The sequence below is a fragment of the Agromyces aureus genome (assembly GCF_001660485.1).
In the GTDB taxonomy this organism is placed as follows: Bacteria; Actinomycetota; Actinomycetes; order Actinomycetales; family Microbacteriaceae; genus Agromyces; species Agromyces aureus.
In genome coordinates this window covers 4,016,579-4,042,312 of sequence record NZ_CP013979.1, presented here as the reverse complement: position 1 = coordinate 4,042,312, position 25,734 = coordinate 4,016,579, and the positions used below count along the sequence as shown (strand labels likewise).

Sequence of the window (25,734 nt, the reverse complement as noted above, 5' to 3'; positions counted from 1 at the left end):
CGACGTACGCAACGCAGATCGGAGTACCGCATGTCCTTCCTTCGCTGGATTCCCACGTTCCTCGCCTTTCCGCTCGGCGGCCTGCTCGCGATGCTCGCCGTCGGATCGGTGACCGACTCGATGACGGCGCTCGCGGCGGGAGTGATCGCCGGTGCGATCCTCGGCGGCGCCCAGTGGCTCGCGCTCGGGCGCACCGTCGACTGGCGCTGGCCCGTCGCGACGACGGTCGCGTTCGGCGCCGGATCCGCGTTGTCGGCAGCGCTGTTCGGGCCGCCCGTCGCCCCGGTGGCGGCTGCGCTCACCGGGCTCGTGACCGGCCTCCTGGTGGGGGCGGCGCAGGCGGTCGTGCTCGGCGCGCGTCTTCGCGTCGGCATGCTCTGGGCCGCGGTCGTCGCGCTCTCCTGGGCCGCCGCGTGGGTCATCACGTCGTTCGTCATCGTCGACCTCGACCGGGGCCACGTCGTCTTCGGCTCGAGTGGTGCGGTCGTCGCGATGGTGCTCACCGGTCTGGTGCTCCGCTGGATCCTCGGCCCGCGACCGAAGCGGCGCGAGTCACAGTCCCGGCCCGCGCAGCAGGCTTCCCCGGCCGACCTCGCCACGACGGAGGCCTGACGTGATGCGCATCGCCACCGGCATCCTGTTGATCGTGCTCCCGATCGCGTTCAACGTCGCGTTCGCGGCCCTCGCCGCGCGGTTCTCGTACCCCGACATCCTGCGCAGGCCCACGCGCGAGGTGCTCGAGCGCTTCCGCGAGGGCGGGTCGTCGCTGGTGCTCCTCTGGTGGTTCTTCGCGATGACGGCCGTGCTGCTCGCTCCGGCCTCCGTGCTCGTCGCCGGCACGCTGGTCGGCGCCGATGCGACGCTCGTCGCGACGGGCCTCGTCATCGGGGTGCTCGCGGCCGCGGTGCAGTTCCTGGGCCTCGTGCGCTGGCCGTTCCTCGTTCCGTACCTGGCGAGGGAGAGCGCAGACCCCGATGCGTCCCCCGCGCGCCGCGAGGCGATCGAGATCGTGTTCCAGTCGTTCAACCGCTACCTGGGCGTCGCCGTGGGCGAGCACCTCGGCTACCTCTTCAGCGGCGCGTGGACGATCCTCGTCGGCGTCGCGATCATGCAATCCGCCACGGTGCCGTGGTGGATCGGGCTCGCCGGCATCCTCGTCGGCGCTGTGCTGGCGCTCTGCTCGCTCGAGTTCGTCGGCGGCTTCGAGGAGCGCGGCTGGCGGCTCGCGGGTGCGGTCACGCCGTTCGCCTACATGGCCTGGTCGGTGTGGCTCGTCGGCACGGGCGTCGCCCTGCTGTTCCCGCTCTGAGCTCGGTGGCCGAGCACCCGCGACGGTGCGGAAGAGGGGCGGATGCCGCGGCATCCGCCCCTCGACTCATGACCCGCGCACGGCGACGCGCTCGTCGGCCGACGCGACGCCAGGTTCGACTTCCGCTGAAACGCAATGCCAGTTCCGCCTCATCGGTTGAGGCGGAACTGGCAGAGCGAATTCGGATCAGTCGAGCCCGCTTCGTCGATCAGCCGATGAGGCTGGGCTGCAGGTCGCGCAGCGTGCGGAAGTGCGTCATGCGAGTCACGCCGATGGCGGCGAGCACGAGGGCGCCGACCATCCAGATGAGCAGCACGACCGCGTCGGACGCGGCCCGCCCGAGGTCGCCGCCGTACATGAACTGGCGCATCATGTCGACGACGTAGCCCATGGGCAGCACGTGGTGCAGCGCGGCGAGCGGTGCGGGCAGGGTCTGCCAGGGGAACGTGCCGCCCGCGGTCACGAGTTGCAGCACCATGAGCACGAGCCCGAGGAACTGCCCGACCGAGCCGAGCCACACGTTCAGCGCGAGGATGATCGCCGCATACGTCGCCGACGCGAGCACCATGACCCCGAGCGTGCCGAGCGGATGCGTCATCGGGAACCCGAGCGTCACCGCGAGCACCGTGAACAGGCCGATCATCTGCACGGCGCCCAGGATGCCGGGGGTCAGCCAGCCGGCGAGGGTCACCCGGATCGGCGAGTGCAGGGCCGTGATCGCGCGCCGCGAGATCGGCTTCACGATGAGGAAGAGCGCGTAGATGCCGATCCAACCCGCGAGCGCGGCGAAGAACGGCGCGAGGCCCGCGCCGTAGTTGCCGGCCTCGGTCAGGGCGTCGGTCTCGAGCGAGACGGGGTCGGCGATGGTCTTCGCCTGCGCGTCGCGCGTGGCCTGGTCGGAGTCGGGGATCTGCGCGGCGCCGTCGGCGAGGCCGGTGTGCAGGGTCTGCGTGCCGGCCTCGAGCGTGCCGAGTCCGTCGCCGAGGGTGCCGATGCCGTCGCGCAGCGTCGCCGCTCCGGATGCCGCGGCCGACGCCCCGTCAGCGGCCGTCTGCGCTCCGGCGGCCAGCGTCGCCGACCCGCTCGCCACCTGGGCGCTGCCCGCGGCGAGCTGATCGATCTGGCCGACGACCTCCTGCACGCGATCGTTGCCGGCCGCGATGTCGTCGGCGACGGGATCGAGGCGGGCGAGCACGTCGTCGATCGTGGCCTGGTCGACGCCCGCGGCGGCGAGTCGGGCCTGGATCTCGGCGCGCGCCTGCGGCACCGACGCGGCAGCCTGACCCACGACGGACCCGACGCGATCGGCGGAGGTCGCGAGCTGCGCGTTGCCGTCGGCGACCTGCTGCGCACCGTCGGCGAGCGTGGCGCTGCCCTCGGCGAGCTGCTGCGTTCCGGTCGCGAGGGCGGCATTGCCGTCGGCCAGCGCGGACGCGCCGGCACCGAGCTTCGAGGAGCCGTCGATCGCCGTCGCGGTGCCGTCGACGAGTTGCTGCGCACCGTCGGCCGCCTCGACGAGCTTGCCGCGGATCGTCGAGATCGAGTCGAGCAGCAGCGACGCCGCCTCGCGCCCAACCTGTTCGGCGACGGTCGTGCGGATGGTCTTCACGGCCTGCTCGCCGATGGTGCCGGCGAGGTAGCTGTTGGCGTCGCTCGTCTCGAGGATGATCTCGGCCTGCCGCGGTTCGTCGGTCTGGATCGACGCGAGCGCGTCGCTGAAGTCGGCGGGCAGCGTGATGACGAAGTCGTAACTCGAGTCGGTGAGGCCGGCTTCGGCCTCCTCGGCCGACACGCGATGCCATTCGAAGGCGTTCCCGTCGATGAGCTCGTCGGCGACCTCGTCGCCGACGTTGCGGGCGGGGGCGTCGTCGGTGGCGGGCGTGCCCTCGTCGGCGACGACGAGGGCCACCGGCACCTCGTTGAGCTTCGCGTACGGGTCTTGGTTGGCCCAGAGGTAGAGCCCGCCGTAGAGCACGGGCACGGCGACGAGCGCGATCAGCGCGATCACCGACATGCGCGTCGAGAACAGGCGCCGGAACTCGGCGGCGATCATCTGCGGAACCTTCATGCGAGGCCTCCCTCGGCGATGACCTCGTGTTCGACGGCCTCGTCGGGTTCGTCGCCCTGCATGCGTTCGAGCATCGCGTCGGCGGCGAGTGCGGCGGCCGAGGCGTCGCCCGCGATGACGAGCACGGCGAAGCCGCGGTCGGCGAGCGAGCCCGCCAGGTTCCACCACTCGACGGGGTCGCCGCCGTGCCGGTCGGGCGAGACGAGCACGAGCCCCTCGACCCCGTCGCGGAGGATCGCGAGCTCGGTCAGCAGTCGCAGCCGTTCGCGCGGGTCGACGTTCGAGATGGGGATGCGCGCGACCTCCGAGAGCCCGAGGTCGCTCAGCCGGTTCGCGACCGCGATCGGGTGCGACGCGACGCCGGCGAACATGAGCTCCTCGGCGGCGACGCCCGCGACCGTGATGTCGGGTGCCGGGTCGCTGACGCTCGGAGCATCGACGAGGGCGATGCGTCGGCGGATCGCCGCGGCATCCGTTCGGCCGTCGATGAGCACGGCGCCGGACTCAGGCCGCATGCGCCCCGCGGCGATGAGCCCGAGCACGGTCGGTCGCTGCTCGGTCTCGGCACGCGCGAGCGTGACCCGGCCGGATTCGAAGGCGACGGTCGTGGTCGGCAGCACGTGGGCGCGACGGCCCTTGGCGACAGCCTGCAGTTCGATCCTCATACGAGGGCCTCCATGCGCTCGATCGAGAGTTCGGGGGTCGAGTCGATGAGCGCTCCCGCTTCGCGCCACCCGAGACCGGCGGTGCCGAGCACCGAGGCCATGACGAGTCGGTGGCCCTCGGCATCGGTGAGCGGGGCGACGGATGCCTCGAGCAGCACGGCGATGGCGGACCGCTCGATGAGCCTGGCGAGCGTCCCTGGCGCGATGTCTGGCCGGATGCCGCCGTCGGCGACGCCGCGCGCGACGATCGCGTCGAGGCGTTCGCGCACCGGCGCGAGCGCGGCGGCGACCTGGTCGACGTGCGGCTCGCGCACGGCCATCGCGGCGAGCAGGCGCACGTGGCCGATCGCATGCCAGAGGCGGGCGCCGAGCATCGCGAGGGCGGTCGGGGCGTCGGGGTGATCGGTCTGGGTCGCGACGAGGTTGATCCGCGTCGCACCCGACTCGATGAGCGCGGCCACGAGTTCGTCGCGGCCGGCGAAGTGCCCGTACAGCGCGCGACGGGTGAGGCCGGCGGCGCTCGCGATGGCCTCGAGCGAGGCGTCGGGGTTCTCGCCCAGGGCTTCGGCGGCTGCGGTCAGCAGGGCTTGGCGGTTCGCGGCGGCATCCCGACGGGGAGCGCGTCGAACCTCGTCGGTGATGGTCGGCATCCCACCATCGTACAACAAACGTGCACACTCATGTGCAAGTTATTCGGATGCGGACTCCGCCGGTCGAGGAGCGACGCAGGAGCGTCTCGAGACCAGCGCCCCCGCACGACCCCTACTGCAGCGCCGACGTGAGCCGCGCGACCCCATCGAAGAACGTCCGCGAGAGCGGCTCGCGATTCCACTCCTCGAGCGTGAGCTCGCGCCCGGCGTCCCGGTACCCCTGCTCGACCTGGCGCATGTCGGCGACGAACGAGGCGCTGCGCACCATGAGCGAGATCTCGTAGTTGAGGTTGAACGAGCGGATGTCCATGTTGCTCGACCCGATGACCGCGACGTCGTCGTCGATCGAGAGGTGCTTCGCGTGCAGGATGTACGGCGCCGGGTACAGCCAGATCCGCACGCCGGCCCGCAGCAGCGCCCCGTAGTACGAGCGTTGCGCGTGCCAGACCGACCCCTGGTCGCCGAGTTCCGAGACGAACAGCTGCACGTCGAGCCCGCGCAGCTTCGCCGACGTGATCGCGTACATCATGGCCTCGTCGGGCACGAAGTACGGGCTCGTGATGATGACGCGTTCCTGTGCCGAGGCGACCAGCGAGAGGAACAGCCGCAGGTTGTTCTCGTCCTCGTAGGCGGGCCCGCTCGGCACGACCTGGCACACCAGGGGGGCGGATGCCGCGGCCGCGCCGCCGTCGGCGTGCGCTGGCGTCTCGACGGCTGGCGGCGCATCGGCGCCACCCACCGCATCGAGCAGCTCGTCGGTCTCGGCGTACCAGTCGGAGCGGAACACCGCATCGACCGACCGCACCACGGGCCCGGTGAGGCGGACCACGAGCTCCTGCCACATGAGCCCGCGCTTCTGGTTCTTCGGGGAGTCGTAGTCGCGCGAGATGAGGTTCTGCGAGCCCGTGTAGGCGACGCGCCCGTCGACGACGACGAGCTTGCGGTGGTTGCGCAGGTCGGGCCGCTCGTAGTTGCCCTTGAACGGCTGGAACGGCAGCAGGAAGTGCCACTGCACGCCGATGCGGTCGAGTTCGGCGAAGGTGGCCTCGTGCACGCTGACCCGGCGCGACGCGACATGGTCGAGCAGGAGGCGTACGGTCACACCGCGGGCCACCGCGCGCTCCATGGCCGCGAAGAAGTCCTTCGTCACGTCGTCGAACGCGACGATGTAGAACTCCACGTGCACGTACCGTTCAGCGGTGTCGAGGTCGGCGGTCATCGCCGCGATCGACGCCCCGTAGTCGCCGATGAGCTCGGCCGACTCGCCCGCCACCGCTGGCAGGGCGCCGAGGCGGCGGTTCTGCTCGACGGTCGTCGCGAACCACGCCGGCCACGCGGCATCCGGCTCCGGCGCGAGTACCGAAGCGCGCTCCTGGAGCACGCGATCGATCTCGGCCTGCTTCGCCCGCCGTCGCTTCGAGAGCTTCACGTTGCCGATGAGGAGGAACAGCACGATGCCCACGAACGGGATCAGGAAGATCGCGAGCAGCCAGGCCATCGCCGCGGTCGGCTTGCGGTCGCGCGGCACGATGATGAGGGCGGCGATGCGGATGGCGAGATCGGCCAGCACCAGCAGAACGCCGATGAACGTCGAGAGTTCGGTGCTCATCGGAGGGGCTCCGTCGCGATCGAGGCGGGTGCGGTCATCGGGGCTCCTCGAAGATCGGGCCTGCGCGCGGCTCGGAGCGGCGCTCGGCGGGCGATACGCCGAGTATGGCACCGCGGTACCGGGCGAGGGGCGGATGCCGCGGCATCCACCCCTCGCCGTGTCGCCCGTGTGCTGGGCGGGCGGCCATGCGGCTGACCCCCTGACTGGGGGAGCGCGCCGAGTGCCGAATGGCGCACGAGGGCTGCCGTTGCGCCGCGAAAGGAGTTGGATGTGGCGCAGAACTGAGAGGAGTTCATCATGCACGCATCGAAGCGCAGGATCACGGCGATCCTGGCAGCAGTCCCGTTCGTTGCCGTGAGCGTGTTCGGAGCGTCCGTCGCGGCGAACGCGTCGAAGCCGACACCCGACGGCGAGCACAGGATCGCGTTCTGCCACGCCACGCACAGCGAGAAGAACCCGTACGTCTACATCGAGACCGACAAGATCGCGGTCGTCCGAGCGCACTTCAAGCACCAGGACGAAGAGGACGTCTGGCCGGCGTTCAGCTACACGTCGAAGGGTGAGGTGATCTCGTTCGCCGGATCCGGTCGCGACGACTTCATCGCGAGCGGCTGCGAGGACGACGGAGGTCCGCCGCAGTGACGGGCAGCGCTGCCTGAGCGCGCGCCCGGCCACCGACGCGAGCAGGGCCCGTTCCGATTGGAACGGGCCCTGCTCGCGTGTTCGAGCGGTCGGCTCAGTCGGTGCCGAGGTCGAACGCCGAGGCCTCGTTCGCGGCATCGGTCGCGGCCTCGAGGTCGGTCTCGCCCGAGCCCGCGAGGATCTGCGCCGCATCGCCGACCGTGAGGTCGCCGACGAGGGCCGCGGTCGCGCCGCCCACGAGGTTGAGGCGGGCGTACTGCTCGAGGCGGGCGCGCGAGTCGGCGATGTCGAGGTTGCGCATGGTCAGCTGGCCGATGCGATCTTCAGGGCCGAAGGCCTGGTCGCCGACGCGCTCCATCGAGAGCTTCTCGGGCTGGTAGCTGAGCGAGGGGCCGGTCGTGTTCATGATCGTGTAGTCGTCGCCGCGGCGCAGGCGCACCGTGACCTCGCCGGTGACGGCCGAGGCGACCCAGCGCACGATCGACTCGCGCAGCATGAGCGACTGCGGATCGAGCCAGCGGCCCTCGTACATGAGGCGGCCGAGGCGGCGGCCCTCGTTGTGGTAGTTCGCGATCGTGTCTTCATTGTGGATCGCGTTGACGAGGCGCTCGTAGGCGAGGTGCAGCAGCGCCATGCCCGGGGCCTCGTAGATGCCGCGAGACTTCGCCTCGATGATGCGGTTCTCGATCTGGTCGCTCATGCCGAGCCCGTGACGGCCGCCGATGGCGTTCGCCTCGAGCACCAGCTCGACCGCGTCGTCGAAGCGCACGCCGTTGAGCGCGACCGGGCGGCCCTGCTCGAACGTGACGGTGACGTCTTCGGCCGCGATCTCGACGCTCTCGTCCCAGAACTTCACGCCCATGATCGGCTCGACCGTGGTGATGCCCTCGCTGAGCTCCTCGAGCACCTTGGCCTCGTGCGTCGCGCCCCAGATGTTCGCGTCGGTCGAGTACGCCTTCTCGGCGGAGGCGCGGTACGGCAGGTCGCGCTGCTGCAGCCACTCGCTCATCTCGGCGCGGCCGCCCAGTTCGGTGACGAAGTCGGCGTCGAGCCACGGCTTGTAGATGCGCAGGCGCGGGTTGGCCATGAGGCCGTAGCGGTAGAACCGCTCGATGTCGTTGCCCTTGTAGGTCGACCCGTCGCCCCAGATGTCGACGCCGTCTTCGAGCATCGCGCGCACGAGCAGCGTGCCCGTGACCGCGCGGCCGAGCGGGGTCGTGTTGAAGTAGGCCTTGCCGCCCGAGCGGATGTGGAACGCACCGCACTGCAGGGCCACGAGCCCCTCCTCGACGAGCGCCGCACGGCAGTCGACCAGTCGCGAGAGCTCGGCGCCGTACTCGATCGCGCGGCCGGGAACGGCCTCGACGTCGGGCTCGTCGGGCTGGCCGAGGTCTGCCGTGTAGGTGCAGGGGATCGCGCCCTTCTCGCGCATCCACGCGACCGCGACCGAGGTGTCGAGGCCGCCTGAGAAGGCGATGCCGACGCGTTCGCCGACGGGGAGGCTGGAGAGGACTTTCGACATGCCCTCCAGCCTACTTGGGGCGGGATGCCGCGCCGTTCGTCTCCGGGACCGCGCAGAAGCCTCGTCCTGATGCGAGCCGCACGATACGGTGGTCCGAGGTCCGTCTCGGGCCGTCACCCGGGGGGGTTGAGAATGCGGAGACGCTGGCTCACGATCATCGCTGCAGCAGGGGCCTTGGTGCTCGGCATCGGAGCGGCGGTCCCGGCTTCGGCCCTCCCTGAACCGGCACCCGTCGACATCACCGCGGTGGCGACGCTCGAGAAGAGCACCTCCGAGACCGAGGTCGTTCCCGGTGAGCCGTTCACGTACACCCTCACGATGGGCTGCTCGTCGATCACCGATGCCGGATGTCGCGGCGCCGTGCTGAGCGACACGGTACCAGCGCCGTTCCAACTCGTGGGCGCGACCGTCGGCAGCGGGGCCAACACGGCCGCCGACCCCGTCATCTCGGGCAACTCCGTGACGGTGAACTGGACCACTCCGCTCGGCGACGGCACGACCGGCATCCTCGACGCCACGACCGCGATCGTCGACATCACGGCGGTGCTCCCGGCGGGCACGTCGTACGACCTCAGCGGCATCCCCGTGCTGAACTCTGCGCTCATCGAGGGCGTGAACTTCGCCGACGTCCCGGCCGAGGTCGCCGTGACCCCGGTCATTCCGCTCGCCCTCGCGACGACCCCGACGAAGACCATCGATCCCGCATCGGCGATCGCCACGCCCGGCACCGCGGTCGGCGCCTCGCTCGAGGCGACCAACGACTCGAATGCGACGGTCGACTCGCTCGCGGTTGAAGACCCGGTCGACCCCGCCGCGTCACCGAACCCGTTCGAGTATCTCGGTTTCAGCGGGTTCGGAGCGGTGACGCCGCCCGAGGGTGCGACGTCGACCAGCTACGAGGTGTACGTCGCTGGCGCCTGGGTCGCCGCACCCGACGGCGTGCTGCCGGCCGGCGTCGATGACGCCGACGTCCGCGGCACGCGCGTGACCTTCGCGGGCGAGATCCCGGCCGGGGCATCCGCGTCGGTCGACCTCGACCTCGCGGTGACCGAGCTCGCCGCGACCCAGCCCGACGGATTCATCGTGACGAACACCGTGCTGTCCGAGGTCGCGCTCGGCGACGAGTCCGCAACGGGGGAGTCGTCCGACGACTTCACGCTCCTGCAGAACGACGTGCAGGTCGGCGCGACGAAGTCGTTCGATCCCGATCTCGTGATCGCGGGCGAATCGAGCACGGTGACCCTCGGCGCGGTCAACGACTCGACCGTGCCGCTCGACTCGCTGACGATCCGCGAGCCGTCTGCTGGATGGTTCCCCGACCTCTACACCTTCGACGGGTTCACGTCGGGCGTCGACTTCCCGGCGGGCGCCATCTCCGGCACGGTCGTCTACCACCTCGCCGACGGCACCACCGAGGAGGTGCCGTTGACCGACGGCGAGACGCCGCAGGCACCGACCGCCGGCGACGCCGAGGTCGACTCGTTCGAGATCGTCTTCGAGGGCACGATCGCGCCGGGCTCCGAGACCTCCGTGTCGTTCGACGTCGCGACCGATCCCGACGCGACCGGGCTTCCGCAGACGGTGAACAACGAGGTCGCGGTCGTCGGTGAGAACGACGGCGTGACGGGCGAGGCGGTGGCCGACGATGACCTGTACGTCTACGACGAGACCATCGAGCCGTACATCCGCAAGACGATCCGTCCCTCCCAGATCGTCGCCGCACCTGGCGAGAACGTCACGATCTCGCTCGAGGGCGGGCTCACCGAGCGGCCGAACCCGCCGGAGACGCCCACCGGAACGACCGGCTACGCAGACCAGATCGTGCTGCAGGACCCGCTCGACCCCGTCGAGCCGAATGCCTGGTGGAACGCGTTCGACCTGACCGCGATCACCCAGACCCCCGTGCCCGGCGACTCCACGCTCACGGTCGAGTACTACGACACGACCGATGACACGTGGAAGACGCTCGAGGGCCCCATCGCCGGGCCGACGATCTTCTCCGCGCCGGTCGACCCGGCGATCTCGGCGGTCGCGGGCGGCATCCGGTTCGTCTACGACTACACCGGCACGGGTGATGGCTTCGCCCCGGGCACCGATCTCGCCCCGAACTTCACGAGCGAGGTGCGCGCCAACGGCCGGTACGAGCCGGGCCCGCCGTTCGATGATGAGGAATCGACCTTCATCCCGAACTGCGCCCAGTCGGATGCCATGAGCGCCACGCCCGGCGTCCCATCGGGTTCGGCCGCGATGCCGACCGCGGAATGCCCGGAGGTCGAGCTGATCCCGGTCGACCCGGGCACCGCCGACCTCATCGACAAGGCGTTCGGCACCTCGAGCTCCGGCGGCGTCAAGTCGGTGATCGCGCGCTCGGGCGACACCATCCCCTCGACGCAGTACTGGTCGACCGGTGGGTTCTCCAACCTCGAGCGCGTCGAGCTCACCGACGTCGCGGACCCCGAGGGCACGGCGATCGCCGACAGCGTCTACGACGCCTTCAACCTGACCCGCGTGCAGCCCATCACCACGGCGAACGACCCGCTCATCGCGTTCGACGAGGTGACGGCCGTGCTGCTCTGGGACGGCAGCGCATGGACGCCTGCGGCGAACGACCCGTGCCCCGACAGCTGCATCGGCCAGTTCCCTGGGGTGACCCTCACGGGCGCCGAGCAGCAGTCGACGCTCGGCGTGCAGCTCGTGTTCGCCGAGAGCCGAGACCGCGCGGAGGCGTCCGAGGGCGACCTCGACGCGCCGCCCGTCGGCTCGGGGGTCGCCCGCTCGTTCGGCAACGACCGCCAGGTGCAGCTCGTCTGGCAGGTGCGCGACGAGAAGCGCTCCGACGGCGCGCCCGTGCTCGGCGACGAGCTCTACAACCTCACCGACCCCGGTGTCGTGCACAACACGGTGAACGTCACGGGCCACCTGGCCGACGGCGGCACTCCGCTCTCGTCGAACGATCAAGACGACGTCGTCATCGTCGACGTGCCGATCACGACCACGACCGACAAGAACTGGCAGGGCGGCCCGCTCTCTGTGCCGGAGATCGGCATTCCCGCGAGCCAGTATCCGCTCAGCCGCATCACGGTGACGACGCGCAACACGACTCCGGCCAGGGTCGACCAGCTGCAGATCACCGACACCGCGCCCGGCTCAGTGGTCGATCGACGCAGCGACCCGTTCCAGGCGTTCACCTTCAACAACTTCGCCACGATCACCGTGCCCTCGGGAACCCTGCAGACGGTCGTGCGGCTCTTCTGCCCCGACGGCAGCCAGTCCGAGTACACCCGGGCCGAGGCGCTCGCGCTCACGCCGGCCGCGCTGACCTGCGACGTGAGCGGGGTGCAGGTCGAGTTCGACGGTCGCATCGTCGCGAACGGTGCCGGCGTGGTGGCTTTCGACGTGCGCCTTCGCCCGGTGTGGCGGGGCACCACCGACCCCGTCTCGGTCGCCGACACGCCCACCACGAACACCGCGGAGGGCATCGTGGCCGACATCGACGCGATCGGCACGTGTCCGCCGGCCGACGACGCGCGGTACGCCTGCGACCAGGCGAGTGCGATCATCGCGCTCGAGGAGCCGAGTTTCGGCGTCACCGCCGGCAAGGCTATCTCGCCGGCGCAGCAGAAGGTCGACGACTTCTCGCCCGTCACGGTCACGGTGTCGGGCCAGCCGAACGGCTCGACGCGCCCGCGCACCATGACGATCTCCGACGACGACCCGACCTTCTGGAACGCCGTCGACTTCCTCGGCATGGATGCCGCGTGGGCGCTGCCCGCGCCGGTCGAGCGCGTCACCGCGTGCTACCTCTCCGGCGGTGACTTCAGCGCCGCGAACATCGTGGCCGACACGGTCGGCGGCGCCTGGTCGTGCGGCCCGAACGGCGGCACGATCGACGAGGCCAGGACGTTCCTCGCCGCGGCCCCTGCAGCTGATGTGCACGGCCTGCGTTTCATGTTCGCGGCCGGCAGCGGGCTCGGCTGGACGAACCCGGCCAATCCGCTGGTCAACGTGCCCTTCCAGGTCGAGCGACGCGTCGACCTGCGCTCGGGCGACCCGGTGCCGACGACCCGTGCCGACCAGGTGCCGGCGCCCGGTGAGGAGGCGGCGGGCGTCTTCTGGAACACGGTCGACGTCGACGCCGTCTCGGCGGACATCGCCGTCGGCCAGTCGTTGTCCGCCTCCGACAGCGCGGATGCCGAATACCGCAACCTGCACCTCGAGGCCGCGGTGACCGTGACGAAGAGCCCGACCGGCGACATCCGCCCAGGCGCGGTCATCCCGTTCGTGCTCACCTTCGCGAACGTCGGCGAGGCGCCCTTCACCGACCCGGTGTTCACCGACGAGCTGCCGACCGACACCAACGGCCGCCAGCTGATCTTCGACCCCGACCGCGACCCGAGCGTCTCGCCGTACGCGTTCGCGCTCACGGGGGCCGCGCCAGCCCCGCCGAACGGCACGCCGCTGCCGACCGACTCGGATCTCGTCGTCGTCGAGGAGGTCGGCGACACGATCGTCTTCACGATGCCCGATGGGTCGGTGCTCGAGCCGGGCCAGACCTACACGATCACGATCCAGCTCATGCTCCGTCCGGGGCTCACGCCGAACGACGACGTCGAGAACTGGGCGGTGGTCGAGGCCTCCGAACCGTTCGACGACTGCGTTCCCGTGCTCCGGCCCGACGGCTCGTGCGCCGACAGCACCGTGGTCTCGCCGTTGGCCGTGCCCGCACTGAGCACGGTGAAGTACGTGAAGGCCGACGTGCAGCACGGTGAGGCTGGCATCCCTGAGGTGATCGGCAGCAGCGGCGCCTTCCTCTGCGAGCCCACCACGGTGGACCCCGAGGGCTTCTTCCGCGCACCCTGCATTCCGGTGACGCTCCCGGGCGGCACCGAGACGTGGAAGTTCAACGTCACGAACTCGGGCACGCTGCCGATGGACCGCGTCGTCTCGATCGACAACCTTCCGATTCCGGGCGACCAGGGCCTGATCGCCCAGCTGCCACGTGGCAGCGAATGGCAGCCGGGGTTCACCGGGCTCGTCGAGCTGGTGGACCCGCCGTCGGGCGCATCGCTGACCACCTTCTACTCAACCTCATCGGTTCCGTGCACGGCCGACCTGAACCCGGTCGGCACGCCGTGCGCGGCCGGCACGTGGCTGCCGCTGGACGACTCGGTGGATCCGGCGATCGTGCGGAGCCTCAAGTTCCAGATCGACTTCGCCGGCGACTTCTTCCAGCCGGGCGAGGTGCTCCAGTTGCGGCTCCAGACGCGAACCTCGCCCGATCAGGCGGTCCAGGACACCTACCCCATCGCCTGGAACACCGTCGCGACCGGCGGCTCCGCGCTCGCCGGCGACGCGACGATCGTCGTCCCCGCGACCGAGGGGCGCCGCGTGGGAGTGAGCTACCCGACCGGTCCGATCCGCCTGGCGAAGACCGTGACCGGCCCGGGTGCGGCCTTCGCGCCCGACGAGTTCGCGGTTCAGCTCACGTGCGCGAGCGATGGAGTCGACCTCGTCGAACTTCCGGAACTCACGCTCGTGCCGGGTGCCGACCCCGCTCAGGTCGAGGGCCTGCCGTGGGGTTCGACCTGCACGGCGACCGAGGCCGGTCAGGGGCAGTCGTCGCAGATCATCGGCTCAGCCCTGGTCGGCGGTCCGCTCGAGGTGGTCGAGGTGATCTCCGTCGAGAACGTCTTCGAGATCGGCGGCCTCGTCATCACGAAGCGGGTCGAGACGGCGGCCGTCGATGAGCAGGGCGACCCGATTCCGTATCCCGGCCCGTTCGAGATCAGCGTCACGTGCGAGTTCCTCGGCTCCCCGGTCTTCGCTGACGGCTACGACGCCCAATCGCCGATGGTCGCCGAGCTCGCCGATGGCGGCACGTGGTCGCTCGTCGGGCTTCCCGACGGCGCCTCGTGCAGCATCGAGGAGACGGATGACGCGGGCGCCGTATCGGCCGTCGTCTCACCCGAGGTTGTGGTGATCGATGCCGAGGCGAGTGCGACCGTCGACGTCGAGAACACCTTCGCCGCCGGATCCATCGCGATCGAGAAGGTCGTCGACGGATCGGGCGCGGCCGACTTCGGCGCGGGCCCCTTCACGCTGCACCTCACGTGCGTGCTCGACGACGCATCCGGTGAACGAACCGTCTACGACGCTGACATCGTGCTCGGCGGCGACCTGCCGCTGACGACGCAGATCGACGACCTCGCGGCCGGCGCCACCTGCGACGTCACCGAGACCGATGATGCGGGCGCGCAGTCGGCGACCGTGGATCCCGAGTCGATCACGGTCGGCGCCGACCAGGTTGCACAGGTCACGGTGACGAACACCTTCGTCGCCGGGTCGCTGACCGTGACGAAGGAGATCGTCGGAGACGGCGCGGAGCTGTACGGCAGCGGCCCCTTCGAGGTCACCCTGGTCTGCACCCGTGAGGGCGTCGACGGACCAGTCGAGGTGGCGGTTCCGGGCGGCGCCGCCCGCGGGCTGACCGAGGAGAACGCCTACACGGCCACCTACGCGTCACTGCTCGTCGGCTCCGAGTGCGCGCTCGAGGAGACGACGACCGGAGGTGCGACCTCGGTCGCCTTCCTCGACGCCGAAGGCGAGCCGGTCGAGTCCGTGACGATCGCCGAAGGCGAGGTCGGCACGCAGGTGCGCCTCGTCAACACCTTCCTCACGGGGGGCATCGTGGTCGAGAAGACCATCACCGGCTCGGGGGCGGCAGCCGCGACCGGGCCGTTCACGGTGCGACTGGAGTGCACCTCCGACATCGACGGGGTCGCGACCCCGGTCGTCGTTCCCGGCGGAGCCGATCGCACGCTCTCGCGTGCCGGAGGTCTCACGGCGGCGTACGACGACCTCCCCGCCGGCGCGGACTGCACCCTGACCGAGACCGATGACGGAGGTGCCGCGCGCACGACGATCACTCCCAACGCGGGCGACCCACTGGTCGGTGCCGTCGAGGTCGTCGCCGGCGGATCGGTCCGACTCGAGGTCGAGAACTCGTTCGATCCGCTCGCGGTCACCGGGTTCGACGCGGCACCGGCGCTCGCCGCCGCGCTCGCCGCGTTCGCGTTGGGCGCGGCGGCCCTCGCCGTCGCGCTCGTTCGCCGGCGCCGAATCGTCGCCGTCCACGTTCGGCGAACCCCGCGCCACTGATCCACCGGCTCTCGGCGCCCGTGACACGCTCGCGGGCGCCGAAAGCCCCTCGCGATAAGGTTGAGTGTGACTGCAGACGAAACAGCACCAGAGCGCGAGACCGGTCTCATCGACGAACCCGAGGTTCGAGAGGCGCTCGCCACGGCCGACCGCAACTCGGTCGCCTCGGTCGTCACCGAGCATCCCGAGTCGCCGCTCGCGTGGGCCGAGCTCGCCGACCTCGCCGATTCCGAGGGCAACGCGATCGCGTCCTACGCCTACGCCACGGTCGCGGTCGATCTCGCCGAAGCGCAGCTCGCGGCATCCGGATGGGAGCCCGGCGCGGCCGTGCCCTGGTCAGACGAGCCGAACCGCGCCTACCTACGTGCCCTCGACGCCAAGCGCCGCGCCGCGGTGACGCTGGGCCTCGACATGCAGGTCGCCCGCCTCGCCGGCGAGCTCTCGAGCGCCGATGCCGAGGCTCCGGCCCGCATCGCGTCGGAGTTCACGCCGACCCAGGTCATCACCATCGTGACCGCCGACCAGCTCCTCGAGCGGGCCGACGTCACGGCCATCACCGGCGACCCCGTCGCCGAACCTGTCGTGCTCGACGCGGCCGGAGAGGACTGAAATGCCCGCAGCCGTCCTGATCGGTGCACAGTGGGGCGACGAGGGAAAGGGCAAGGCGACCGACCTGCTCGGTCCTCGCCTCGACTACGTCGTCAAGTTCAACGGCGGCAACAACGCCGGACACACGGTCGTCGTCGGCGACGAGAAGTACGCGCTGCACCTGCTGCCCTCCGGCATCCTCACGCCCGGCGTGACCCCGGTCATCGGCAACGGCGTGGTGGTCGACGTCGAGGTGCTCTTCGAGGAGCTCGAGGCGCTCGAGAGCCGAGGGGTGGATGTCTCGCGCCTGCGCGTCTCGGCGAACGCCCACCTGATCACGCAGTACCACCGCACGCTCGACAAGGTTACCGAGCGCTTCCTCGGCAAGCGCCAGATCGGCACCACCGGCCGCGGCATCGGCCCGGCCTACGCCGACAAGATCAACCGCGTGGGCCTCCGCATGCAAGACCTCTTCGACGAGAACATCCTGCGCCAGAAGGTCGAGGGGGCGCTCGAACAGAAGAACCACCTGCTGGTCAAGGTCTACAACCGTCGCGCCATCGCGGTCGACGAGGTCGTCGACGACCTGCTCGGCTACGTCGAGCGCCTGCGCCCCATGGTCACCGACACGGCGCTGCTGCTGCACCAGGCGCTCGAGCGCGACGAGACCGTGCTCTTCGAGGGCGGCCAGGCGACCATGCTCGACGTCGACCACGGCACCTACCCGTTCGTCACCTCGTCGAACGCGACGAGCGGCGGCGCGGTCACCGGCTCGGGCATCGCGCCCAACCGCATCGACCGGGTCATCGCCGTGATCAAGGCGTACACGACCCGCGTCGGCGCCGGACCGTTCCCGACCGAGCTCTTCGACGAGTGGGGCGAGTTCCTCAGTGAGAAGGGGCACGAGTTCGGCACCACGACCGGTCGCCGCCGCCGCACCGGCTGGTACGACGCCCCCATCGCGCGCTACACCTCGCGCATCAACGGTGTCACCGACTTCGTGCTCACCAAGCTCGACGTACTCACCGGCATCGAGCGCATCCCGGTCGCGGTCGCCTACGACGTCGACGGGCAGCGCTTCGACGAGGTGCCGGTCTCGCAGTCCGACTTCCACCACGCGACCCCGATCTACGAGGAGTTCCCCGGCTGGAGCGAAGACATCACGGGCGCCCGTGAGTTCTCCGACCTGCCCGCGAACGCCCAGGCGTACGTGCGCGAGCTCGAGGCCATGAGCGGGTCGCGCATCTCGGCGATCGGCGTCGGACCCGGCCGCGACGAGATCGTGCAGCTGCACGACCTGCTGGCCTGAGCTCGATCCCGAGCGGTCCGGCCGGTCTGGGTCGCCCTTGGCCCGGGACCACCGCCGAACGAGAACCGTGAGGGGGCGGATGCCACGCGGCATCCGCCCCCTCACTGTTGTCGCGGGGAGGTGGCTATTCGTTGCCGACCGCCTTGTCGATGTTTCCCTTGACGTCGTCGATCATGCCGTCGTGCTCATCGGGCGCGATCTTCTTCACGGCTTCGCCGATGCCGTCGAGCAGCTTGTCGCTGATGTCCTCGGCCTGTTCGCTCTTGAGGACCTCTTGGATCTTGTCCTTGTTCTGCTCGATGAAGTCCCCGGCCTGCTTGGCGAGGTCGTCGATTCCGGCCATTCCGTTCCCCCATCTCCACGGCGTCGTCGCCGATCGGGTCCAGCCTACGTGGGCACCGCGACGGGTGGAAGGGCGGTCAGGCAGGGGCGAAGGCGCCTCCCGCCGATGTGCGAGACTCGTGCGGTGACCGCCCTGCTCCCGCCCGCCGAGCCGCTCATCGGCCGGTTCGTCAGCCTCTCCCCGTTCGTGCCCGCCGACGTGCCCGAGCTCGCTGGGGCACTTCGGTATCCGGAGGTCTTCGCCGGCGGATACGGCGGCGGCCCCGCCGGCCTCCCCGCTGACGACGCGGCGTTCGAGCGGTTCGCGCTCGGCTACTACGCGGGCGGCCCGCTGGCCCTGCCGTGGACGGTGCGGCTGCGCGGCGGCGAGCACGACGCGCGCGTGGTCGGCGCGACGAAGTTCGGCGACCTCGACCTCGTCAACGAGTCGGGGCACATCGGCTGGACGGCGTACGACCCCCGCGTGTGGGCGACCGGCGTGAACGTCGAGACGAAGCTGCTGCTGCTCGGCATGGCCTTCGAGCACGGGTTCGGCCGCGTCAAGCTGCAGGCCGACAGCCGCAACGAGCGGTCTCGGGCGGCGATCCTGCGCCTGGGCGCGTCGTTCGAGGGCATCGCCCGTCGGCACAAGCTCCGCGCCGACGGCAGCTGGCGCGACTCCGCGGTCTACTCGATCGTCGTCGACGAGTGGCCGTCGGTGCGCGCTGCACTCGAGGCACGTCTCGCCGCCCGGGGCGACGAGCCGATCCGGCTCGCCGAGACATCCGCCTGACCGCCCGGGCCTGAGGCCTACGCCGAGAACCAGATCTCGATCGCGCCGTCGATGAGCGCTGCGGCTCCACCGCCGTAGGCGATCGCGATCACGGCGATGCGCGCGGCGTGGTGGGGGATCCGCCGGTGCAGCACCTCGCCCAGCACCAGTCCGGCGAGCACGGCGCCGATCACGATCGGCCACGAGCCCGGCGCCAGCTCGGGGATCGCCCAGCCGGTCTGCGCGAGCTTCAGCACGAGCGAGGCCGTGCCGATGGCCACGAAGTAGGGCTGGGCCGTAGCGGCGAAGCGCGGTTGCGGCCATCTGGTGGCGACGGCGTAGACGCTGAGCGCCGGTCCGCCGACGCCGGCGGCGGCATTCATGACCCCGGATGCCGCGCCCGCGACGAGTGCGGGCGGCCATCCGCTCACGACGTGCTCGGCGCGCGTGACGAGCAGCGTGATCGTGAGCGCGATGATGACGAGCGCGCCGATGACGACCTGCAGGGGAGCGCCGGGAACGTGGGCGGCGATGAGCGCGCCGACGACCGTGCCGGCGAGGGCCGGGAACGTGAGCATCGCGAATCGCCGCCACTCCACGTACCGCCACACCCGCGGCAGGATGATGAGCGACGAGACGATCGCGCAGAGGTTCACCACGATGACCCCGTCGAACGGCCCGAGCAGGATCACCAGGGCCGGCGAGGCGACGAGCGCGAACCCCATGCCGGTGATGCGCTGTGCGAAGGCGCCGACGAGGACGGAGATGGCGACGGCGGCGAGCACCGGAGTAGCTTACGCGCCCGCGCCAGCGCACGCGCTCGAGCCCGCGCCCGCGCCTGCACTCGAGCCCGGCGCCAGCGTCAGCGCACGCGCTCGGGCGTATGCAGCCGCGCCAGGAACGCATCCGTGCCGCGCGGCCGTCGCCGCCGATCGGCCCGCGAGACGACCACGGTGACGAGCAGCGCGGCGGGCACGGTCCACGCGGCGGGCTGCTCGAGGAAGGGGCGGATGCCGGGCGCCGCCGCCGCGATCGCCCCGCCGCCGAGGATCGCCGCCCCCGAGAGCACGGCGCCCGTGAGCATGCCGCTGATCGCGCCCCGCGCGGTGAGTCTGCGCCACCAGATGCCGAGCAGCAGCATGGGGCAGAGCGTGGAGGCGGTGAAGGCGAACACGAGTCCGACGCTGCCGGCGAGCCCGGTCGACTCGGTGGCGAGGGCCACGACGAGCGGCACGAACGACGAGGCGACGGCCGCGATGCGGAATCCGCGAACGCTGCCGCCGAGCAGGTCCTGGCTGATGACGCCCGCGAGCGACACGACGAGGCCGGACGAGGTCGAGAGGAACGCCGCGAACGCGCCCGCGATCACGAGTGCGGTGAGCACGTCGCCAGCCCATCCCGGAACGAGCCGATCGGGCAGCACGAGCACGAGGGCGTCGGCGTCGCCCGAGGCGACGAGGTCGGGCGCGAACGCCCGGCCGAGCAGGCCGAAGATCGTCGGGAACAGGTAGAACACCGAGAGCAGCGCGAGCACGATGACCGTCGTGCGGCGGGCCGCGTCGCCGTCGGGGTTCGTGTAGAAGCGCACGAGCACGTGCGGCAGCCCGAGGGTTCCGAGGAGCAGCGCGACCATGAGCGAGACCGTCCGGTACGGGTCGAGGTCGCTCGGGCCTGCGGTCGACGGAAAGGCCTCCGCGGCTGCGAGCGAGGGCTCGACGCCGCCGACGAAGATGAGGAGCACGATGACCGGAACGGCGATGGCCGTGAGCTTCAGCCAGAACTGGAATGCCTGCACGAACGTGATCGATCGCATGCCGCCCGCGGCGACGACGACGGCGACGATGACGGCGACCGCGAGCGAGCCGGCCCACGACGGCAGGCCGGTCGTGATGCGCACCGCGAGGGCCGCCCCCTGCAGCTGCGGCACGATGTAGAACCAGCCGATGAGGATCACGAGCGTGCTCGTCACGAGGCGCACGCCCCGCGACTCGAGCCGCGCCTCGGTGAAGTCGGGGATCGTGTACGCGCCGGAGCGGCGAAGCGGTGCCGCGACGAACAGCAGCAACATGAGGTATCCGGCCGTGTAGCCGATCGGGAACCAGAGGCCGCCCGCGCCCGAGGTGAGGATGAGCCCGGCGATGCCGAGGAAGCTCGCGGCCGAGAGGTACTCGCCGCCGATGGCCGACGCGTTCCACCACGGGCGCACCGTGCGCGAGGCGACGTAGAAGTCGCTCGTCGTGCGCGAGACGCGCAGGCCGTAGAACCCGATGAGGGCCGAGGCGAGCGCCACGGCCGCGATCGCCGCGTAGCTGATCGCGGCGTTCACTCGGCCCCCGTGAGCGCCCGGTACCGCTCCTCGTTGCGCGCGGCGGCGCGTGCGTAGAGCACGGCCACGGTGATCGCGAGCGGGTACACGCCCACCGCGAGCAGCAGCCACGACAGCGGAACGCCGAACACGAACGTCTCGTCGAGCACGGGCGAGAGCACGATCGCGAGCACGAACAGCGCCGTCGCGACCACGAAGCCGGCGGCGTACGTGATGCCGAGCCGCAGCTGCGATCGGATCAGCGACCGCACGTACACGCTCTCGGGCTCGCTGCCCGCGGCGGCGTCGCCCGAGGTCGACGGGCGAGCGGATGCCGCGGCCCCGCCCGTTCGCGGAGCCGTCACCCGCACCCGTGCGGGCGGCGTCGCCTCACCATCCGCCGGTCGAGGAGGGCGTGCAGCACCCGTCTCGAGACCAGCGCCGTCGCGAGGTCCGCTGGTCTCGATACGCGTGGCCTCCGGCCGCGCTACTCGACCGACGGTGGGTTCTTCCTCGCCGCTCATGATCTCGGCCGCAGGGTCGCCGCCTCGAGCCGCTCGCGCAGCGCGGGCAGCAGCCGACGGCTCACCGGCAGCTCGGCGCCGGCGATCGTGACGCTCGGGTGGTCGGTGCCGAGGCGGATCCGCGTGAGGTGCGCGAGCGAGACGAGGTACGACCGATGAACGCGCACGAAACCGGCATCCGCCCACTGCCGTTCGAGGTCGGCCATCGGCACGCGCACGAGGTAGCTGGCCTCATCGGTGTGCAGGCGCGCGTAGTCGCCCTGCGCCTGCACGTAGCGCACCTCGTCGCGGCGGAGCATGCGGGTCGTGCCGCCGAGCGTCACGGCGATCATCTCGGGCGCGGTCACGGTCGGGATGCCGCCGGTCGGCGTCGCGGCGCCGGCCTTCAGCACCTCGACGATCCGCCCGATCGAGCGCTGCAGGCGCTCGGTGCGTACGGGCTTCAGCAGGTAGTCGACGGCCGCGAGGTCGAACGCCTCGAGCGCGCCCTCCTCGTCGGCCGTGACGAACACGAGCGCCGGCCGGTGCTCGAAGCGCTGCAGTGCCCGCGCGAGGTCGAACCCCGTGAGCCCGGGCATGTGGATGTCGAGGAACGCCGCGTCGACCGGCTCGCGCGTGAGCAGGCGGATCGCCTCGGACCCCGACGAGGCCTGGTGCACCGTGCCGATGCGCGGATCCTGCCTGAGCAGGAACGCGAGCTCGTCGATCGCGGGTTGTTCGTCGTCGGCGATGAGCACGGAGATCATCTGGCGGGGCTCCCGTCTCTCGAAGCGGTGATCGGCGGGTGCTGGTTGGGGCCGGCCGTGGAGTTCGGCTGCGACTTCGGCACCCGCATGCGCACGAGCGTTCCGGCGCCGAGGTTCGTCTCGACGACGAGCCCGTGCTCCTCGCCGTACACCTGCCGCAGCCGTGCGTCGACGTTGCGCAGCCCCACGTGCTCGCCGGGCGAGCCACCCGCGAGCACCTCCTCGAGCACGGCGGGGTCGATGCCGACGCCGTCGTCCTCGACGCTGATCTCGGCGAAGGCGCCGGAGTCGGCCGCGGTGATCGTGATGCGCCCGCCGCCCTCCTTCGACTCGAGCCCGTGCCGCACCGCGTTCTCGACGAGCGGCTGGATCGACAGGAACGGCACGACCGTCGAGAGCACCTCGGGTGCGACCTGCAGCGTGACCCGCAGGCGCTCGCCGAAGCGTGCGCGTTCGAGCTCGAGGTAGCTGTCGATCGAGCGCAGCTCCTCGGCGACCGTCGTGAAGTCGCCGTGGCGGCGGAAGGAGTACCGCGTGAAGTCGGCGAACTCGAGCACGAGCTCGCGCGCCTTCGCCGGGTCGGTGTTGATGAACGACGCGATCGCGTTCAGCGCGTTGTAGATGAAGTGCGGGCTGATCTGTGCGCGCAGGGCGCGCACCTCGGCCTCGGCGAGCGCCGCCCGTGAGGCGTCGAGCTCTCCGAGCTCGACCTGCGAGGCCACCCAGCTCGCGACCTCGCCCGTGGCGCGCACGAGCCCTGCGCGCACGGGGGAGGCGAACGCGACGATCGCGCCGGCCGAACGGTCGCCGACGAGGATCGGCGCGGCCACGGCATCCGTCTCCCGACCGTTGATCGCGATGCGGCGCTGCACGTGCGGCTTGCCCGACGACCGCGCGGCGAGGGCCAGCCCGGCCGCGACCTCGCGCAGGTCGTCGGCGCTGTCGCCGTCGACCGTGACGAGGCCTGCCGGGTCGATGAGGGCGAGGCTCTCGCAGCCGAGCATCGTGCGCAGGGAACGGCCGGCGCGCGCCGCGTCCGCCCCGTCGAACCCGCCGCGAACGTGCGCGGCCGCCCGGCTCGCGAGGTGCAGCGTCTGGTACGTCGCCTGCTCGGCGTCGGTGCCGAGCTCGCGCTGCGCCAGCACCAGTCGGCGCAGCAGCAGCACCACGCCGACCGCCAGGGCGCCGGCGACGACACCGGCACTCGCGGCGAGCAGCATCGACTCGGGCATGCTCGAAAGCGTAGCCGTCGTTCATCGGCGCCTTCGAACCGTTCGTCGCACCAGCGGTGCCGTTCACCGACGACGAACGGCGAAGCGGCCACGCCCGCCCGGGCACGCGGCAGCATGGGGCCACTGCTCGCCTGCCACCGGCATCCGCCGACCAGATGTGCGCAGTGGGCGCGGACCTTCCCCCGTGCCGGACCCCCTCGAAGGAGAGACGCCATGGGCAACGACGCCCTGAGCGCGGAGACGACGCAACCCGACGTCGATTTCACCGCGGTGCAAGCATCACCCCGATTCCAGGAGCTGCGCGGTCGCCACCGCCGGTTCGTGTTCCCCGTGCTCGCGGCGTGCCTGGTCTGGTACCTCGCCTACGTGCTGCTCGCCGTCTACGCGCACGACTTCATGTCGACGCGCGTGTTCGGCAGCGTCAACCTCGCCATGGTGCTCGGCCTCGCGCAGGTCGTCACGACCTTCGCCGTGACCATGTGGTACGTCAGCTACGCCAACCGTCGCCTCGACCCGATCGCGGCCGAGATCCGCGACGAGATCGAGTCCGGCGCCGAGTTCGACACCCAGGCGGTGGCCCGATGAGCGCCGTCACCGCCAGCGCCGTGCACGCCGGCGTCGCCGCGGAGGCCGCCTCGACCTCGCCCGGCGACCCTTGGCTGAACATCGCCATCTTCGGCGCCTTCGTCGCGATCACGATGGTCATCGTGTTCCGCGCCAGCCGCAACAACAAGACCGCGGCCGACTACTACGCGGCCGGTCGCTCGTTCACCGGCGGCCAGAACGGCTCGGCCATCGCGGGCGACTACCTCTCGGCGGCGTCGTTCCTCGGCATCGTCGGTGCGATCGCGATCACCGGCTACGACGGGTTCCTCTACTCGATCGGCTTCCTCGTCGCGTGGCTCGTGGCCCTGCTGCTCGTCGCCGAGCTGCTGCGCAACACCGGCCGCTACACGATGGCCGACGTGCTCTCGTTCCGCCTCAAGCAGCGCCCCGTGCGCATCGCCGCGGCGATCACGACGCTCGTGGTCTGCTTCTTCTACCTGCTCGCGCAGATGGCGGGAGCCGGCGGCCTGGTCTCGCTGCTGCTCGGCATCACCGACACGCTCGGCCAGTCGCTCGTCATCACGGTCGTCGGCGCGCTGATGATCCTCTACGTGCTCATCGGCGGCATGAAGGGCACCACCTGGGTGCAGATCATCAAGGCGGTCATGCTCATCGCCGGCGCCGGCGTGATGACCGTGTGGGTGCTCGCGATGTACGGCTTCAACTTCAGCGCGCTGCTCGACAACGCGGTCGAGGTGGCCGGCAACCCGGCGATCCTCGACCCGGGCCTCAAGTACGGCGTCTCGGACATCTCGAAGATCGACTTCGTCTCGCTCGGCCTCGCGCTCGTGCTCGGCACCGCGGCCCTGCCGCACGTGCTCATGCGCTTCTACACGGTGCCCACCGCGAAGGAGGCCCGCAAGTCGGTCGTCTGGGCGATCTGGCTCATCGGCATCTTCTACGTGTTCACGCTCGTGCTCGGCTACGGCGCCGCAGCGCTCGTCGGTGCCGACGTCATCGCGGCGGCACCCGGAGGTGCCAACTCGGCGGCCCCGCTGCTCGCCTTCGCCCTCGGCGGGCCGTTCCTGCTCGGCCTCATCTCGGCGATCGCGTTCGCGACGATCCTCGCGGTGGTCGCCGGCCTCACGATCACGGCCGCGGCGTCGTTCGCGCACGACATCTACGCGAGCGTCATCAAGAAGGGCAAGCCCGCCGCCGGCGCGGAGGTCAAGGTCGCGCGCCGCACGGTGCTCGTGATCGGCGTCGTCGCCATCCTCGGCGGCATCGGGGCGAACGGCCAGAACGTGGCGTTCCTCGTCGCGCTGGCCTTCGCGGTGGCGGCCTCGGCGAACCTGCCGACGATCATCTACTCGCTGTTCTGGAAGCGCTTCACCACCAAGGGCGCGCTCTGGAGCATGTACGGCGGCCTCATCTCGGCCATCGTGCTCATCGTCTTCTCGCCGGTCGTCTCGGGCTCCGAGACGTCGATGCTGAAGACGGCCGATATCAACTTCGCCTTCTTCCCGCTCTCGAACCCCGGCATCATCTCGATCCCGCTGGCGTTCCTGCTCGGCTGGATCGTGACGCTCCTCGACAAGACGGTCGAGGACCCGAAGAAGCAGTCCGAGATGGAGGTGCGCTCGCTGACCGGAATCGGAGCCGAGAAGGCGACGCAGCACTAGGAGGTTCCGACCGGCGGCAGGGGGCCGCCGGTCGGCCGGAGTTCCGGGGGCGGGCTGGGGAACGCCCTCCTCCGGAACGGACTTCG

Annotated in this window: 20 protein-coding genes; 9 read left to right on the top strand and 11 right to left on the bottom strand. The window is 70.9% G+C overall.

The genetic code is table 11. The annotated features are described in order from the left end of the window. Positions 1–30: 30 nt before the first annotated feature. Together ATC03_RS18060 and ATC03_RS18055 are read left to right on the top strand one after the other, a co-directional pair. Entirely contained in the window at positions 31–612 is a 582-nt protein-coding gene (locus ATC03_RS18060) for a hypothetical protein (protein ID WP_067880211.1), read from the top strand. A gap of 4 nt (positions 613–616) precedes the next feature. Further along, positions 617–1,309, top strand: a complete 693-nt coding sequence (locus ATC03_RS18055) for a DUF4386 domain-containing protein (RefSeq protein ID WP_067882552.1) — start codon at positions 617–619, stop codon at positions 1,307–1,309. 208 nt (positions 1,310–1,517) lie between these two features. Here ATC03_RS18055 and ATC03_RS18050 read toward each other — a convergent pair whose 3' ends face one another. The 4 genes from ATC03_RS18050 to cls all read right to left on the bottom strand — a co-directional run bounded on the left by ATC03_RS18050 (position 1,518) and on the right by cls (position 6,301). Then, positions 1,518–3,377, bottom strand: a complete 1,860-nt coding sequence (locus ATC03_RS18050; RefSeq protein WP_067880208.1) for a YhgE/Pip domain-containing protein — start codon at positions 3,375–3,377, stop codon at positions 1,518–1,520. Beyond that, on the bottom strand, positions 3,374–4,042 hold the full coding sequence (locus ATC03_RS18045) for a hypothetical protein (RefSeq protein WP_067880205.1): 669 nt from the start codon (positions 4,040–4,042) through the stop codon (positions 3,374–3,376). Before ATC03_RS18045 ends, ATC03_RS18050 begins: the two co-directional genes overlap by 4 nt. Further along, positions 4,039–4,692, bottom strand: a complete 654-nt coding sequence (locus tag ATC03_RS18040; RefSeq protein WP_067880203.1) for a TetR/AcrR family transcriptional regulator — start codon at positions 4,690–4,692, stop codon at positions 4,039–4,041. Before ATC03_RS18040 ends, ATC03_RS18045 begins: the two co-directional genes overlap by 4 nt. A 112-nt stretch (positions 4,693–4,804) precedes the next feature. Then, positions 4,805–6,301 (bottom strand): cardiolipin synthase, encoded by a 1,497-nt coding sequence (gene cls / locus ATC03_RS18035; protein ID WP_067880200.1) that lies wholly within the window; start codon positions 6,299–6,301, stop codon positions 4,805–4,807. A gap of 297 nt (positions 6,302–6,598) precedes the next feature. Between cls and ATC03_RS18030 the strand changes: the two genes are divergently transcribed. Next, positions 6,599–6,943 carry a hypothetical protein gene (locus tag ATC03_RS18030; protein WP_067880196.1) on the top strand — a complete coding sequence of 115 codons (345 nt, stop codon included), beginning with the start codon at positions 6,599–6,601 and terminating at the stop codon, positions 6,941–6,943. Between the two features lie 94 nt (positions 6,944–7,037). On the opposite strand, the gene argG is transcribed toward ATC03_RS18030, so the two are convergent. Beyond that, on the bottom strand, positions 7,038–8,465 hold the full coding sequence (gene argG / locus ATC03_RS18025; protein WP_067880193.1) for an argininosuccinate synthase: 1,428 nt from the start codon (positions 8,463–8,465) through the stop codon (positions 7,038–7,040). 132 nt (positions 8,466–8,597) lie between these two features. Between argG and ATC03_RS18020 the strand changes: the two genes are divergently transcribed. The 3 genes from ATC03_RS18020 (at position 8,598) to ATC03_RS18010 (ending at position 17,520) form a co-directional block, all read left to right on the top strand. Further along, positions 8,598–15,623, top strand: a complete 7,026-nt coding sequence (locus tag ATC03_RS18020) for a DUF5979 domain-containing protein (protein WP_152031011.1) — start codon at positions 8,598–8,600, stop codon at positions 15,621–15,623. 66 nt (positions 15,624–15,689) lie between these two features. Next, the gene (locus tag ATC03_RS18015) at positions 15,690–16,232 is read left to right on the top strand and encodes a DUF3151 family protein (protein WP_067880188.1); all 543 of its coding nucleotides are present in this window, start codon (positions 15,690–15,692) and stop codon (positions 16,230–16,232) included. A 1-nt stretch (position 16,233) separates the two neighbouring features. Further along, entirely contained in the window at positions 16,234–17,520 is a 1,287-nt protein-coding gene (locus ATC03_RS18010) for an adenylosuccinate synthase (protein ID WP_067880185.1), read from the top strand. 124 nt (positions 17,521–17,644) lie between these two features. Here the strand turns inward: ATC03_RS18010 and ATC03_RS18005 are convergent, their stop codons facing one another. Beyond that, complete coding sequence (locus tag ATC03_RS18005; RefSeq protein ID WP_067880182.1) at positions 17,645–17,863, bottom strand: hypothetical protein; 219 nt, start codon at positions 17,861–17,863, stop codon at positions 17,645–17,647. A 123-nt stretch (positions 17,864–17,986) separates the two neighbouring features. On the opposite strand from ATC03_RS18005, the gene ATC03_RS18000 reads away from it, so the two are divergent. After that, positions 17,987–18,634, top strand: a complete 648-nt coding sequence (locus ATC03_RS18000; protein ID WP_067880179.1) for a GNAT family N-acetyltransferase — start codon at positions 17,987–17,989, stop codon at positions 18,632–18,634. 17 nt (positions 18,635–18,651) lie between these two features. Here ATC03_RS18000 and ATC03_RS17995 read toward each other — a convergent pair whose 3' ends face one another. The 5 genes from ATC03_RS17995 to ATC03_RS17975 form a co-directional block, all read right to left on the bottom strand. Next, complete coding sequence (locus ATC03_RS17995; protein ID WP_067880176.1) at positions 18,652–19,398, bottom strand: sulfite exporter TauE/SafE family protein; 747 nt, start codon at positions 19,396–19,398, stop codon at positions 18,652–18,654. 77 nt (positions 19,399–19,475) lie between these two features. Next, complete coding sequence (locus ATC03_RS17990; protein ID WP_067880173.1) at positions 19,476–20,939, bottom strand: sodium/solute symporter; 1,464 nt, start codon at positions 20,937–20,939, stop codon at positions 19,476–19,478. After that, on the bottom strand, positions 20,936–21,283 hold the full coding sequence (locus ATC03_RS17985; RefSeq protein WP_227820160.1) for a DUF485 domain-containing protein: 348 nt from the start codon (positions 21,281–21,283) through the stop codon (positions 20,936–20,938). Before ATC03_RS17985 ends, ATC03_RS17990 begins: the two co-directional genes overlap by 4 nt. A 155-nt stretch (positions 21,284–21,438) precedes the next feature. Further along, positions 21,439–22,188: a LytR/AlgR family response regulator transcription factor gene (locus ATC03_RS17980; RefSeq protein ID WP_067880167.1), complete on the bottom strand. Its 750-nt coding sequence runs from the start codon at positions 22,186–22,188 to the stop codon at positions 21,439–21,441. Next, positions 22,185–23,420 (bottom strand): sensor histidine kinase, encoded by a 1,236-nt coding sequence (locus tag ATC03_RS17975; protein ID WP_067880164.1) that lies wholly within the window; start codon positions 23,418–23,420, stop codon positions 22,185–22,187. The genes ATC03_RS17980 and ATC03_RS17975 overlap by 4 nt, the downstream gene beginning before the upstream one ends. Positions 23,421–23,633: 213 nt before the next feature. On the opposite strand from ATC03_RS17975, the gene ATC03_RS17970 reads away from it, so the two are divergent. Continuing rightward, positions 23,634–24,005 carry a DUF485 domain-containing protein gene (locus ATC03_RS17970; RefSeq protein ID WP_067880161.1) on the top strand — a complete coding sequence of 124 codons (372 nt, stop codon included), beginning with the start codon at positions 23,634–23,636 and terminating at the stop codon, positions 24,003–24,005. Then, the gene (locus ATC03_RS17965) at positions 24,002–25,648 is read left to right on the top strand and encodes a solute symporter family protein (RefSeq protein WP_067880157.1); all 1,647 of its coding nucleotides are present in this window, start codon (positions 24,002–24,004) and stop codon (positions 25,646–25,648) included. The genes ATC03_RS17970 and ATC03_RS17965 overlap by 4 nt, the downstream gene beginning before the upstream one ends. Positions 25,649–25,734: the final 86 nt, after the last annotated feature.

Bases quoted from the DNA above. Each gene is read 5' to 3' on its own strand.
- ATC03_RS17980 (WP_067880167.1), bottom strand. From the start codon at position 22,188: ATGATCTCCGTGCTCATCGCCGACGACGAACAACCCGCGATCGACGAG.
- ATC03_RS18020 (WP_152031011.1), top strand. From the start codon at position 8,598: ATGCGGAGACGCTGGCTCACGATCATCGCTGCAGCAGGGGCCTTGGTG.
- ATC03_RS17975 (WP_067880164.1), bottom strand. From the start codon at position 23,420: ATGCCCGAGTCGATGCTGCTCGCCGCGAGTGCCGGTGTCGTCGCCGGC.
- ATC03_RS18040 (WP_067880203.1), bottom strand. From the start codon at position 4,692: ATGCCGACCATCACCGACGAGGTTCGACGCGCTCCCCGTCGGGATGCC.
- ATC03_RS17970 (WP_067880161.1), top strand. From the start codon at position 23,634: ATGGGCAACGACGCCCTGAGCGCGGAGACGACGCAACCCGACGTCGAT.
- ATC03_RS18050 (WP_067880208.1), bottom strand. From the start codon at position 3,377: ATGAAGGTTCCGCAGATGATCGCCGCCGAGTTCCGGCGCCTGTTCTCG.
- ATC03_RS18060 (WP_067880211.1), top strand. From the start codon at position 31: ATGTCCTTCCTTCGCTGGATTCCCACGTTCCTCGCCTTTCCGCTCGGC.
- ATC03_RS17965 (WP_067880157.1), top strand. From the start codon at position 24,002: ATGAGCGCCGTCACCGCCAGCGCCGTGCACGCCGGCGTCGCCGCGGAG.
- ATC03_RS18045 (WP_067880205.1), bottom strand. From the start codon at position 4,042: ATGAGGATCGAACTGCAGGCTGTCGCCAAGGGCCGTCGCGCCCACGTG.
- argG (WP_067880193.1), bottom strand. From the start codon at position 8,465: ATGTCGAAAGTCCTCTCCAGCCTCCCCGTCGGCGAACGCGTCGGCATC.
- ATC03_RS18005 (WP_067880182.1), bottom strand. From the start codon at position 17,863: ATGGCCGGAATCGACGACCTCGCCAAGCAGGCCGGGGACTTCATCGAG.
- cls (WP_067880200.1), bottom strand. From the start codon at position 6,301: ATGAGCACCGAACTCTCGACGTTCATCGGCGTTCTGCTGGTGCTGGCC.
- ATC03_RS18030 (WP_067880196.1), top strand. From the start codon at position 6,599: ATGCACGCATCGAAGCGCAGGATCACGGCGATCCTGGCAGCAGTCCCG.
- ATC03_RS18010 (WP_067880185.1), top strand. From the start codon at position 16,234: ATGCCCGCAGCCGTCCTGATCGGTGCACAGTGGGGCGACGAGGGAAAG.
- ATC03_RS18055 (WP_067882552.1), top strand. From the start codon at position 617: ATGCGCATCGCCACCGGCATCCTGTTGATCGTGCTCCCGATCGCGTTC.